The following is an 11899-nucleotide window of genomic DNA, read 5'->3' as shown; positions in this document are numbered from 1 at the left end:
TGCGCCCGGCGCTGCGCACGCAGGTAGGTGACCGCCAGACCGTCCGGCGACTCGTCGACGAGCACGACCCGCCGGGCCCAGAACGTCCGCCGCTCGTTGAGGAAGACACGCACCAGCACGGTGCGCGCGTAGGCACCGCGGTCCCGGGCGTCGCGGGCCTTGTCCCAGTTCCGGTAGAGCTGCAGCAGCGCCCCCTGCACCAGGTCGTCGGCGCGGTGCCAGTCCTGGGACAGCACGTAGGCCAGCCGGCGCAGCCGCGGCCGGTGCGCCGACGCGAACTCCCGGTACTGCTCATCCCGTGGGTCGAGCACGCGATTCCCTTCGCTGCGGGACTGCCTCCCTAGAGGAGAACCGAGCTACGGGGTATCCGGTTGCCCCGTTACCGTCGGCGCATGACTCTTCCACTCACCGGGCTGCACGTCGTCGACCTGTGCACCTACGTGGCGGGACCGTCCGCGTGCATGACGCTGGCCCAGCTCGGCGCCGACGTCGTGCGGATCGACCCGCTCGGCGGCGCCACCGACACCCGGCGGCTGCCGCTGGCGCCGGGTGGGCAGAGCCTGTACTGGGCCGGGCTCAACCGCGGCAAACGGTCGATCGAGGTGGACCTGCGCGCCGAGGCCGGCCGGGACGTCGTCCGCCGGCTGCTCGCGGTGCCGGGGGAGGGGCACGGCATCCTCGTCACGAACGCGGTGGGGCAGTCGTGGCTGCGTCACGAGGAGCTGCTCGCAGTCCGGCCCGACCTCGTCCAGATCCGGATCGGCGGGCGCCCGGACGGGCGGCCCGCGGTGGACTACACGGTCAACTGCGAGGTCGGGCTGCCGTGGGTGACCGGGCCGGTGGACGCGAGCGCGCCGGTCAACCACGTCCTGCCGGCGTGGGACCTGATCACCGGGGCGCACGCGGCGCTGTCGGTGGTGTCGGCCGAACGGATGCGCCGCGCGACCGGCGCGCCCCAGTACGTCGAGATCAACCTGGCCGACGTGGCCGTCGCGACGATGGCGCACCTCGGGTTCGTCGCCGACGTGGTGGTGAACGGCTCGCAGCGGCTGCGCGAGGGGAACTACCTGTACGGCTCCTACGGGTGCGACTTCGCCACCGCCGACTCGCGTCGCGTCATGGTCGTCGCGCTCACCAACCGGCACTGGAACACGCTGATCCGTCTCACCGGCACCGAGGACGTGCTGGCCGCGATGGAGAAGGCGCTCGGCGTCACGTTCGCCGAGGAGGAGGCCCGCTACCGGTACCGCGACGTGATCTCGGCGCTGCTGCGCCCGTGGTTCGAGCAGCGGACCCACGCCGAGGTGGTCGCGTCGCTGGAGAAGGCCAAGGTGCTCTGGGGCGACTACCGCACGATCGAGGAGATGACCCGCTCGTCGGACGGGCTGCTCGCGGCGAGCGGGCTGTTCACCGACGTGGACGACCCGGCGCTCGGCCGCTACCCGGTGCCGGCGCCGGTCGGGCGGCCGACCGGCTGGACACCGCCGGCTCCGGAGCCGGCCCCCGCGGTGGGCGCCGACACCGGCGACGTGCTCACCGACTGGCTGGGCCTGTCCCGGGCGGAGGTCGGCGCCCTCGCCGCGGACGGCGCGATCCGCCCACAATAACAAGCCCAGACGGCCGGACTCAGGCGAACAGCGCCTGGAACCGCCAGTCGAGCACCGGCCGGTCGCCGGCGGCCACCTCGCTACGCAGCGTGGCGACGCTCCCGCCGGCCGGCCCCGGCACGACGTCCACCACGGTGACGACGCTGTGCAGCGTGTCGTCCTCGTGCACCGGTCCGAGGTGGTCGCAGCCGTCCCAGCCCAGCACCGTGACCAGCTCCGGCAGGGCCCGGCCGGCCTGGCTCAGGGCCAGCCCGATCGTGTGCCCGCCGTACACCAGCCGCCGGCCGCCCCCGGCCGCCGCGTCGTGGTGCACCCGGGCGACGTTGAGCGTGAGCCGGGCCAGCTCCGGCGCGCTGCTGACCACGTCACCCCCGATCACCTCGATCCGGGTGCCCGGCTCCGGCGCCGGACGGCGGGGTACGCGCGTGCGCCACGCGTCGAGGTCCCAGTCCGGCACCGGCGGCGCCGCGCCTCCACCGACGACGTCCAGGTCGTCGCGGTGCCCGGTGTCGACGTCGGACCGCAGCAGCAGCATCGCGCAGCGGTAGAAGTCGAGCACCGGCCGCCCGTCCTGGTCGACGGTCACGATGCGCAACGCGGCCAGCCCGGTCGGTGGTCGCCCTTCCCGCCGGCTGTTCTGGCGCAGGCCCGCCACCGTCGTCACGGTGTGCAGCGTGTCGCCGAGCGCCGGCAGCCGGTGGAACGCCAGGTTCCGGTAGAACAGGTTCGCCCGGACGTGGTGCGTCACGACCGTCGACTGACCGATCGCCACGTCCCAGACGAACGCCGGGTGGGCGAGCGGTGCCCGGCCGGTCACCGCGTGCGCCAGCCCGTCGTCGAGCGGCAGCCGGAGCCGGTCGCCGAGGATGGCCTGGTGGGTGGCCGCCCGCCCGGACGTCAGCGTGTACGCCGGTGCGTCCGGGAACTCCTGCCCGACGCTCAGCTCGTCGAAGTAAGGGCCTTCCGCCCGCATGGTGCTCCCTAGGTACGGCGCAGGACCGATACGACCTTGCCGAGGATGACGGCCCGGTCGCCGTCGATGTCGGAGTAGGCCGGGTTGCGCGGTTCGAGGATCACGTGACCGCCGCGACGCCGGAACACTTTCACGGTGGCCTCGTCGTCGATCATCGCGGCCACGATCTCACCGTTGCAGGCCTCGGGTTGCTGCTTCACCACGACGATGTCCCCGTCGCAGATCGCGGCGTCGACCATCGAGTCGCCGCGCACCCGCAGGCCGAACAGCGTGCCCTTGCCGACCAGGTCACGGGGGAGCGCCAGCACCTCGTCGGAGGTCTCCTCGGCGAGGATCGGGGTGCCGGCGGCGATGTCCCCGAGCACCGGGACACCGATCGTGTCCGGCGCGGCCGCGACCGGCGGCGGCGCCAGGAACATGCGGACGTCGATCGGGCGCGTGGCCCGGCCCCGGCGCAGGAAACCCAGGTCCTCCAGGTGCCGCAGATGCCGGCTCACCGTCGAGGTGGAGGCCAGCCCGACCGCGTCGGCGATCTCCCGCGTCGAGGGCGAGTACCCGTTGCGCAGCGCCGATTCCTGGATGACGGTGAGGATCCCGCGCTGCCGCTCGGTCAGTACCGACGTGTCCAGATCCTCGTCCATGTCCGCATCCTGCCGCACCGGCGACACCGTTCCGACCGGGGGGCGTGAGCCGACGCCGACGTGGGTATGACCCGCGCCACGCGTTGCCGCGCACCGGGAGGTCACCATGGGTCAGGCCGTCTCGTCGGAACAGAAGAACGACCGGCTCACCGGGTCGGTCGTCGTCGTCGCGCTCGTCTCGGCGATCTCGGGGCTGCTCTACGGGTACGACACCGGCATCATCTCCGGCGCGTTGCTCCAGATCGGCGACGACTTCGACATCGGACACGTCTGGGAACAGACGATCGCGGCGTCGATCCTGGTCGGCGCGGTGATCGGCGCGCTCACCTGCAGCCGCCTGGCCGAGCGCCGCGGCCGCCACGGCACGCTGCTGCTGATCGGCGTCGTCTTCGTCGTCGGGGCGGTCGCGGCGTCGCTCTCGCCGGAGCCGATCACGCTGTCGCTGAGCCGGCTCGTGCTCGGCTTCGCCGTCGGCGGCGCGACGCAGACCGCGCCGGTGTACGTGGCCGAGCTCGCCCCGTCGGCCTACCGGGGGCGGCTGGTGCTGTTCTTCCAGATCGCGATCGGCGTCGGCATCGTGATCGCCACCATCGTCGGCGCGACCGAGGTGATCGACTGGCGGGTCTCGATCGGCCTGGCCGCGGTCCCCGCCGCGCTGATGTTCGTGCTGATGCTGCGGTTGCCGGAGAGCCCGCGCTGGCTGGCCCGCGAGGGCCACGAGGACCGGGCCCGGGAGGCGCTGGCCCGGGTGCGTCCCCCCGAGGCCGACCTGTCCGGCGAGCTCGACGAGATCCACCAGAACGTGCGGGCCGAACGCGAGGCCAGCACCCGCGGCTGGGCCGGGCTGAAGGCCGCGTGGGTCCGCCCGGCGCTGGTCGTCGGCTGTGGACTGGCGATCTTCACGCAGCTGTCCGGCATCGAGATGATCGTCTACTACACCCCGACGATCCTCACCGACAACGGCTTCGCCGACTCGACCGCGCTGCGGGTGTCGGTCGCGCTCGGCCTCACCTACCTGATCGCGCAGCTCATCGGGCTGGCGATCATCGACCGGGTGGGCCGCCGCCGGCTGACGCTCGTCACGCTGCCGTTCGCCGCGCTCTCGCTGATCGTGCTGGGCTGGTTCTTCGTCTCCGGCAACGACGACAAGTCGATGGTGCCGTGGATCGTCGGCACGCTCATCGCGTTCATGGCGTTCACCGCCGGGGGCATCCAGCTCATGGGGTGGCTGACCGGCTCGGAGATCTACCCGCTCGCGACCAGGGCGGCCGGCGCCGCGGCCCAGTCGGCCTCCCTGTGGGGAACCAACGTCCTGATCACGCTGACGCTGCTGAGCACGATGAAGGCGATCGGCACCGGCCAGACGTTCTGGATGTACGCCGCGTTCAACATCGCCGCGTTCGTGTTCCTGTACCTCAAGATGCCCGAGCTGACCGGGCGCAGCCTCGAGCAGATCGAGGAGCACCTGGCCGACCGCAAGTTCAAGCCGGCGGACTTCCGGTAGTCAGGCCGCGGCGAGCAGCGCTCCGGCGACCACCCCGCCGGCGACGACGAGCCCGGTGACCGCGGCCGTCACCCGCCAGGAGAACGCGCGCGCGACCATCACGATCGACGGGACGCTCAGCGCGGGCAGCGTGATCAGCAGCACGCCGGCCGTGCCGAGGCTCGCACCGGCCGCGACGAGACCGACGACCACCGGGATCTCGCCGCCGGTGGGGATGACCAGCGCGGCCCCGACCAGGCCGATCAGCAGCAGGGCGAGCGGGCCGCCGGCGTCGCCGAGCCCGGCCCAGTTCGCCAGCCACCCGCTGAGCCATCCGGTCGCGAACACCAGCACCAGGTACTCGGGCACGAGCATCAGCGCGTACAGCAGGAGGATCCGGGAGAACCGGGGCGCGGGCCCGGCCGCCGCTTCCACGTCCGGGGCGGGCCCGGCGACCCGGGCGGCGACCACCGCGGCGGCGAGCACGACCGCCGCCCCCACCGCGGCACGCACCGCCGCGTACGGCCAGGGCAGCGTCAGCGCGAGGAAGATCAGCACGGCCGGGTTGAGCAGCGGGTTGCCCAGCCAGTACGCGACCGTCGCCCCGACCGGCGCGCCTCGGCGGCGCAACCCGACCGCGACCGGCGACGTGCAGCAGGTGCACATCATGCTCGGCATCGAGAGCAGCCCACCGGCGACGCCCTGCCCCCACCGGGTCCGCCGGGTCAGCAGGCGCGCGAGCCGGTCCTTCGGCACGAACGCCTCGAGCGCGGCCGCGACCACCAGCCCGACCAGCGCCGCCTTCCAGACCGCCCGGAAGTAGGCCACCGTGAAGTCGACCGCGCCGGAGAGCGACGGGGTGGAGCCGGCGGTGGTGAAGATGGGGCCGCCGTCCCAGGTGCCGGTGTCCGCCAGCGAGGCGGTCTTGGCCGTGTGGGGCAGCCACTTCGCCCACAGCAGACCGGCGGCGAACAACGTCAGGACGAGGAGGACGCCGGCGAGCGGATGCTTCCGGACAGCTGCGGTGGTTCCGGCCCGGGTTCGTTCACAATGGAGCCGGTCGAACCCTAGGGTGTGCTCGACCGGTGCGTCACGGGGGCGTCCGGCGGTGGGAGAGGGACGCGGATGTTCCGACGTGTCATCATCACGGTCTTAGTGGCGGCCGCCTCGGTGCTGTTCGCCGCCGGCCCGGCTCAGGCGTTCCCGGCGACGGCGTGCGACCGCACCGCCGGGCCCGAGGGCCGGCCCGGCGACTACAAGGACTACACCAGCCCGCTGGACCGCACGGTCTGGACGCACAACATGTACGCCTGCCAGTGGCTCGACAACGGCAAGAGCTGGACGTTCTACAAGGGCACCGCGACGCTGCGCATGGTCAACGGTGACCTGGGCGTCTACAACAAGGCCGGCGTCCGCAAGTGGCACACGAACACCGCGGGGTCCGGGGCCACCCAGATGCTCTGGCAGCAGGACGGCAACCTCGTGCTCTACACGTCCGGGTACGGGCGGGCCGTCTGGGCGAGCAACACGGCGAACAAGTGCGACCGGTACTCCGAGTTCCCGATCCTGGCGACGCAGAGCGACAACAACCTCGTCATCTACTGCGGCATCGCGGGCACCAAGGCGATCTGGGCGACGCACACCAACGGCATCTAGCTCCAGGCGGGTTTGCCGCCTTCGGGGGTCGAGGTGATCTCCGGGCCGACGAGGAGGAACGTGGCCTCCTCGTCGGCGCGGGGGCAGTGCTCGACGCCCCGGGGGATCACCAGCAGGTCGCCGGGTGCGAGCTCGACGTCGCCGTCGCGCAGTTGCACGGTGAGGTGCCCCGCCAGGAGCAGGAACGTCTCGTCCTGGTCGTCGTGGCGGTGCCAGGTCGTCGACCCGATGCCTTTGGCGACTTTGAACAGGTTGCCGTTGCCCTGCGCGAGCACCCGCTGGGACCAGAACTCGGTCAGCTGATCGGCCTCGGGCAGTAGGGAGATTTTCTCGAGCACGGGACGATCCTGACCGCGTCCGCGCCACGACGACAGTGCTAGAAATGATGCATGTCGAAAGGATCCTGCGCCACGCGCACGGTGGCGTTGATCGTCGACGAGCACTCCAATCCGTTCGAGGTGGGGTGCGCCACCGAGATCTTCGGCATCAGCCGCCGGGACGCGATCGGCTTCGAGCCGTACACGCTCACGGTCGTCACGCCCCGGCCCGGCATCCGCATGCGTGACGGGTTGTTCCAGGTCAGCGCGCCGGGCCGGCTGAGCGACGTGGAGTCCGCCGACCTGGTGATCGTGCCGAACCGGCCCGCGGTCCAGGTGCCGTCCCGGCCGGCCGTGCTGCGTGCCGTCCGGCGTGCCCACGAGCGGGGCGCTCGTGTCGCCGGGCTGTGCACCGGTGCGTTCACGCTGGCCGAGGCCGGGCTGCTCGACGGGCGGCGGGCGACCGTGCACTGGCAGCTGGCCGCGGAGTTCCGGCGCCGGTTCCCCGCCGTCCGCCTGGAGCCCGACGTGCTCTTCGTCGACGACGGGGACGTGCTGACCTCGGCGGGCAGCGCGGCGGCGCTCGACCTCGGTTTGCACGTCGTGCGCCGGGACTTCGGGGCCGAGGTCGCCAACCACGTCGCGCGCCGGCTCGTGTTCGCGGCCGTGCGGAACGGTGGGCAGCGCCAGTTCGTCGAGCAGCCGCTCCCGCCGCCGACGGTGGACTCGCTCGCGCCGGTGCTGGAGTGGGCGTCGGAGCATCTCCGGGAGCGGCTCACGGTGGACGACCTGGCGCGGCGGGCGGGGCTCACCCCGGGCACCTTCCACCGTCGCTTCCGCCGCGAGGTCGGCAGCACGCCGGTCGAGTGGCTCACCGCGCAGCGGGTCGCGCTGGCCTGCCGGCTCATCGAGCAGGGCGCGAGCGGCGTCGAGTCGGTGGCCCACCACGCCGGCCTGGGCACCGGCGCCCACCTGCGCACGGTGTTCCGCCGTTCCCTGGGCGTGAGCCCCAGCGAGTACGCCAGGCGTTTCGCCGCGGCGCGGTAGGGGCCGTCACCCGGCGTCGACGCCGGCCAGCGTCTCCATCGCTTCCCGCTCCTGTTCGGCCAGCGCGGCGAGCAGGTCCGCGGCCTCGGCCACGGCGCCGTCCGCGAGCCGGGCGGCCACCGCCGTCCACCGCGGCGCGATCGCGGCGAACAGCTCGTGCCCGCGACGCAGGCGGTGGTCGTCGACGATCGTGACGCTCTCGGCGAGGAAGTCGCGGTAGAGGTTGCGGAACAGCGCACCGCCGGTGCCGCCGTGTTCCATCAGCATCGCCACCGTGGACAGGTCGCCGCCCGCCCGGGGAATCCGCCGGGCCGCGGTGGCGATGCCGCGGTAGCCGACGTTCGCGATCGGGGGAGTGAGGAACGTCTGCGCGTTGCGCCGGACCGCGCCCCGGATCGCGGCGCCGAGGTCGGGTCGCGCGGTGCCGGCGATCGTGAACGACAGGTTCCGCGCCGGGCGGGCCGCGGCGAGGCTGTCGAGCGACGTGGTCACCTCGCCCGCGGTGTCGATCAGGTAGGCGTGCGTGTCGTCGTAGCCGTGGATCGCGGCAACGTGGCCGGGAAAGTGCACCTTGATGGGGAAATACTCCAGGTGGTACGAGTCGAGCTGCAGGCCGACCGGCCGCCCGGAGCCCAGCCCGGCCACCACGGTCCGCCAGGCCGCCCGGGGTGACCTGGTCTGCTGGACGTGCAGGTCCAGGCCGAGCCGCGCGGTCAGCGTCCGGGTGATCTCCAGGGGTTTCGTGCGGCCGCCGAGGAACGGGACGTCCAGGTTCCTGGCGTCCCAGTAGACGAATCCCAGGCCTTCGCCGAGGCCGAACGTCATCGGTTCCGACAGCTCGACGCCCTCGTGGCGGAGCAGGACGCCGAGCGCGGTGGTCTCGCAATGGATCATGGCCGCAGACTGCACCCTGACACCGTGTCAGGCTCAACCTCGGACAGATGTCCAAGGTTGGCGCTAGGGTGCCCCATGACCGTCACCGTCGCCACGATCGGCGTCCACGTCCTCGACACCCACGTCATCGGCATCGAGTCGATCCCGGACGGCTCCGAGGGGCAGCTGGTCGAGTCGATCCGCACCTCACCGGCCGGAACGGCGGGCGGCACCGCCGTGGTGCTCAGCCGCCTCGGCGTGCGGGTACGCAGTCAGGGCGCGGTCGGCACCGACCCGCTCGGCGACGCCCTGCTCGGCGCGCTGAGCCGGGAGGGCGTCGACGTCAGCGGCATCGTGCGTACCGGGGCCGCGCAGACCTCGTCGTCGGTGATCCCGGTGCGCCCCAACGGCGACCGCCCGGCCTGGCACTGCATCGGCGCCAACGGCGCGTTCACGCTCGACCACGTCGACCGGGCCGCGCTGGAGGGCGCCGCCCACCTGCACCTGGGCGGCCCGGAGTTCCTCGGCGGCGACGCCGCGGGCGAGCTGCTGGCCCACGCGAAAGGGCTCGGCTTGAGCACGTCGATCGACCTGCTCGCCCCCGGTGACCCGGGCATGCTCGAGTGGATCGCCGCGGCGCTGCCGCACACCGACTACTTCCTGCCCAACGACGAGCAGGTGCTCGGCTTCACCGGGGCCGACGACCTGGTCGCCGGGTCGCGGGCGCTGCTCGAGGGCGGCGCCGGCTGCGTCGCGACGACCCGGGGGCGGAAGGGCGCCCTGGTCGTGACGCGCGAGGAGGTCGTCGAGGTGCCCGCGTTCCGGATCGACGTCGTCGACACCACCGGGTGCGGCGACGCGTTCTCGGCCGGCTTCGTGCTCGGCCGGGCCCAGGGCCGCTCGCTCGCGGACGCCGCCCGGCTCGGGTGCGCGGCGGCGGCCCAGGTCGCCCAGGGCGTCGGCACCGACGCGGGCTCCTACGACCTGGCGTCGGTCGAGGCGTTCGCGGCGTCGACCCCGACATGGTGACCAAGCGGTACAGCCGCGGGGAGCTGCGCCGGGCGCGGCTCCTCGACGCCGCGGTGGCGGTGATCGCCGAGCACGGGCTGGAGGGGGTCACGCACCGCGCGGTCGCGGCCGCGGCCGGCGTTCCGCTGGCCACGACCTCGTACTTCTTCTCCTCGCTGGACGAGCTGGTCGGCGCCGCCGTGACCCGCGTCGCGGACGCCATCCTGGAGTCGGCCGACGTGCTGGCCGAGGGCGCGCCGGTGGAGCACACGATCGACCTGCTGGTGGAGGTGGTCACCGCGCCGACCGTGCTGGTGCAGTTCGAGGCCTACCTGGGCCGTTCCCGCCGGCCCGAGCTCGTCGAGCCGGTCACGCGCATCGTGGAGGCCTACGAGAGCGCCGCGACGACCGTGCTGCGCTCGCTCGGCGTGCTCGAACCGGCACGGGCCGCGCGCCATCTCATCGCGCTGCTCGACGGGTTCGCGCTCCAGCGGATCGCCCACCCGCGCCCCGACGACCGCGAGGTGCTCCGGGACGCGGTGCGGCTCTTCGCCCGCGCGTACCTGCCGTCTCAGTGAGCCTTGTTCCGCTTCTTCGCGATCAGCGTCACGACGACGACGATCAGCGCGCCGACGATCAGCCCGAGGATCGCGCTGAACACGGTGTTGACGAGCCAGCCGACCACCCCGCCGAGAGCGCCGGTGGCGTCGTGCGCGGCCTCCTCCAGGTGGTGCACCGCGCCGTACAGGGCGTGCAGGCCGAGTTCGTCGGTGCCGACCAGCAGGATGTGCCCGCCGACCCAGAGCATCGCCGCGGTGCCGATGATCGTCAGCGCGGTCAGCACGATCGGCATCGCTTTGACCATGCCCCGGCCGAGCGCCGCGATGGCCCCCGGCCCCTGCGCGAGGCGCAGCCCGGCGTCGTCCATCTTCACGATCAGCCCCACCGCACCGTACACGACGACGGTCATGATCAGCGCGACGACGCACAGGATCGCCAGGCGCGACCAGAACGGCTGGTCGATGACCTCGTTCAGCGTGATCACCATGATCTCCGCCGACAGGATCAGGTCCGTGCGCACCGCGCCGGAGACCAGCGCCTTCTCGTCCTTGGCGCCCTCGTTCTCCTCGGTGTGGGCGCTGCCGCGGTGCGCGATCTTGTGCCAGACCTTCTCCGCGCCCTCGTAACAGAGGTACGCGCCGCCGACCATGAGGATCGGCGTCAGCAGCACCGGCAGGAACTGGCTGAGCAGCAGCACCACCGGCAGGATGATCAGGAACTTGTTGCGCAGCGACCCGAGCGCGATGCGTTTGATGATCGGCAGCTCACGCTTGGCCGCGAGGCCACGGACGTACTGCGGGGTCACCGCCGCGTCGTCGACGACCACGCCGGCGGCCTTGGTGCTCGCCTTCGCCGCCGCCGCACCGATGTCGTCGATGGAGGCGGCCGCCGTGCGGGCCAGCACCGCCACGTCGTCCAACAGGGCAACAAGTCCACCGGCCACGGGGTGTCCTCCATCGGGTTCGAGCAGTGTCCGCGCCGGTCATTGTCGCAAGCGCCGCCGGTCTGCCGGTTGGTTGCGGCGAGCATCGTCTTGACATAAGCGTAGGCTTATATCTTATGACGGTGACCGAGGTGATGGCCGAACTGCGCGCGCTGGAGGATCCGAAGGTCCGGGCGGTGAACGCGAAGCACGGCGACGACCACGCGGTGAACCTCGGCCGGCTCCGCGCGGTCGCGAAGCGGCTGAAGACCCAGCACGAGCTGGCCCGCGCGCTCTGGGCGACCGGCGACAGCGCGGCGCGCCTGCTGGCCCTGCTGATCGGCCGGCCGAAGGCGTTCGACCGCGACGAGCTCGACACGATGCTCCGCGAGTCACGCACCCCGAAGGTGCACGACTGGCTCGTCAACTACGTGGTGAAGAAAAGCCCCCACCGCGACGCCCTGCGCGTGGCGTGGTTCGCCGACCCCGATCCGGTCGTGGCCAGTGCGGGCTGGGCGCTGACCACCGACCGGGTCGCGGCGAAGCCCGAGGGCCTCGACCTCGCCGCGCTGCTCGACCGGATCGAGGCCGGGATGACGGACGCCCCCGACCGGCTGCAGTGGGCGATGAACCACTGCCTGGCGCAGATCGGGATCGAGCACGCCGAGCACCGCGCCCGGGCGATCGGCATCGGCGAGCGCCTGGAGGTGCTCAAGGACTACCCGACGCCGCCCGGCTGCACGTCCCCGTTCGCGCCGATCTGGATCGCCGAGATGGTCGGCCGGCGCGACGCGCGGGTGTAGACAAGGGG

Annotated in this window: 14 protein-coding genes; 7 read left to right on the top strand and 7 right to left on the bottom strand. The window is 72.6% G+C overall.

Annotated elements, in window-relative coordinates; all coding sequences use genetic code 11:
* Nucleotides 1-311 (bottom strand): sigma factor (locus tag ABD437_RS10295; protein WP_344648538.1); only part of this gene is annotated, 311 nt, incomplete at its 3' end.
* Between the two features lie 81 nt (nucleotides 312-392).
* Here ABD437_RS10295 and ABD437_RS10290 point away from each other — a divergent pair.
* Nucleotides 393-1607 carry a CoA transferase gene (locus tag ABD437_RS10290; RefSeq protein ID WP_344648537.1) on the top strand — a complete coding sequence of 405 codons (1215 nt, stop codon included), beginning with the start codon at nucleotides 393-395 and terminating at the stop codon, nucleotides 1605-1607.
* Between the two features lie 19 nt (nucleotides 1608-1626).
* Here ABD437_RS10290 and ABD437_RS10285 read toward each other — a convergent pair whose 3' ends face one another.
* Complete coding sequence (locus ABD437_RS10285; protein WP_344648536.1) at nucleotides 1627-2580, bottom strand: MaoC family dehydratase; 954 nt, start codon at nucleotides 2578-2580, stop codon at nucleotides 1627-1629.
* Between the two features lie 8 nt (nucleotides 2581-2588).
* Nucleotides 2589-3221, bottom strand: a complete 633-nt coding sequence (gene lexA / locus ABD437_RS10280; protein ID WP_344648535.1) for a transcriptional repressor LexA — start codon at nucleotides 3219-3221, stop codon at nucleotides 2589-2591.
* Between the two features lie 106 nt (nucleotides 3222-3327).
* Between lexA and ABD437_RS10275 the strand changes: the two genes are divergently transcribed.
* Nucleotides 3328-4725, top strand: coding sequence for a sugar porter family MFS transporter (locus ABD437_RS10275; RefSeq protein WP_344648534.1), 1398 nt, complete (start codon nucleotides 3328-3330; stop codon nucleotides 4723-4725).
* Here ABD437_RS10275 and ABD437_RS10270 read toward each other — a convergent pair whose 3' ends face one another.
* Nucleotides 4726-5679, bottom strand: a complete 954-nt coding sequence (locus ABD437_RS10270; RefSeq protein WP_344648533.1) for a permease — start codon at nucleotides 5677-5679, stop codon at nucleotides 4726-4728.
* Between the two features lie 150 nt (nucleotides 5680-5829).
* Between ABD437_RS10270 and ABD437_RS10265 the strand changes: the two genes are divergently transcribed.
* The gene (locus ABD437_RS10265) at nucleotides 5830-6360 is read left to right on the top strand and encodes a hypothetical protein (protein WP_344648532.1); all 531 of its coding nucleotides are present in this window, start codon (nucleotides 5830-5832) and stop codon (nucleotides 6358-6360) included.
* Here ABD437_RS10265 and ABD437_RS10260 read toward each other — a convergent pair.
* Nucleotides 6357-6698, bottom strand: a complete 342-nt coding sequence (locus ABD437_RS10260; RefSeq protein ID WP_344648531.1) for a cupin domain-containing protein — start codon at nucleotides 6696-6698, stop codon at nucleotides 6357-6359. The two genes, ABD437_RS10265 and ABD437_RS10260, sit on opposite strands and share 4 nt — an antisense overlap.
* A 51-nt stretch (nucleotides 6699-6749) precedes the next feature.
* Here ABD437_RS10260 and ABD437_RS10255 point away from each other — a divergent pair, with 51 nt between their 5' ends.
* A complete protein-coding gene (locus ABD437_RS10255) occupies nucleotides 6750-7724 on the top strand; it encodes a GlxA family transcriptional regulator (RefSeq protein ID WP_344648530.1) in 975 nt (324 codons plus the stop codon).
* Nucleotides 7725-7730: 6 nt separating this feature from the next.
* Here the strand turns inward: ABD437_RS10255 and ABD437_RS10250 are convergent, their stop codons facing one another.
* Nucleotides 7731-8618 carry a BtrH N-terminal domain-containing protein gene (locus ABD437_RS10250; RefSeq protein ID WP_344648529.1) on the bottom strand — a complete coding sequence of 296 codons (888 nt, stop codon included), beginning with the start codon at nucleotides 8616-8618 and terminating at the stop codon, nucleotides 7731-7733.
* 75 nt (nucleotides 8619-8693) lie between these two features.
* On the opposite strand from ABD437_RS10250, the gene ABD437_RS10245 reads away from it, so the two are divergent.
* Both ABD437_RS10245 and ABD437_RS10240 read left to right on the top strand, forming a co-directional pair.
* Complete coding sequence (locus tag ABD437_RS10245; RefSeq protein ID WP_344648528.1) at nucleotides 8694-9626, top strand: carbohydrate kinase family protein; 933 nt, start codon at nucleotides 8694-8696, stop codon at nucleotides 9624-9626.
* On the top strand, nucleotides 9620-10183 hold the full coding sequence (locus ABD437_RS10240; protein WP_344648527.1) for a TetR/AcrR family transcriptional regulator: 564 nt from the start codon (nucleotides 9620-9622) through the stop codon (nucleotides 10181-10183). Before ABD437_RS10245 ends, ABD437_RS10240 begins: the two co-directional genes overlap by 7 nt.
* Here ABD437_RS10240 and ABD437_RS10235 read toward each other — a convergent pair.
* Nucleotides 10177-11109 (bottom strand): DUF808 domain-containing protein, encoded by a 933-nt coding sequence (locus ABD437_RS10235; RefSeq protein WP_344648526.1) that lies wholly within the window; start codon nucleotides 11107-11109, stop codon nucleotides 10177-10179. The genes ABD437_RS10240 and ABD437_RS10235 overlap by 7 nt on opposite strands.
* 116 nt (nucleotides 11110-11225) lie before the next feature.
* Between ABD437_RS10235 and ABD437_RS10230 the strand changes: the two genes are divergently transcribed.
* Nucleotides 11226-11891 carry a DNA alkylation repair protein gene (locus ABD437_RS10230; protein WP_344648525.1) on the top strand — a complete coding sequence of 222 codons (666 nt, stop codon included), beginning with the start codon at nucleotides 11226-11228 and terminating at the stop codon, nucleotides 11889-11891.
* Nucleotides 11892-11899: the final 8 nt, after the last annotated feature.

The sequence above is a fragment of the Cryptosporangium japonicum genome (assembly GCF_039524755.1).
Classification (GTDB): Bacteria; Actinomycetota; Actinomycetes; order Mycobacteriales; family Cryptosporangiaceae; genus Cryptosporangium; species Cryptosporangium japonicum.
Note: the sequence above shows the minus strand (reverse complement) of the source record. Positions and strands in the feature narration are given on the sequence as shown.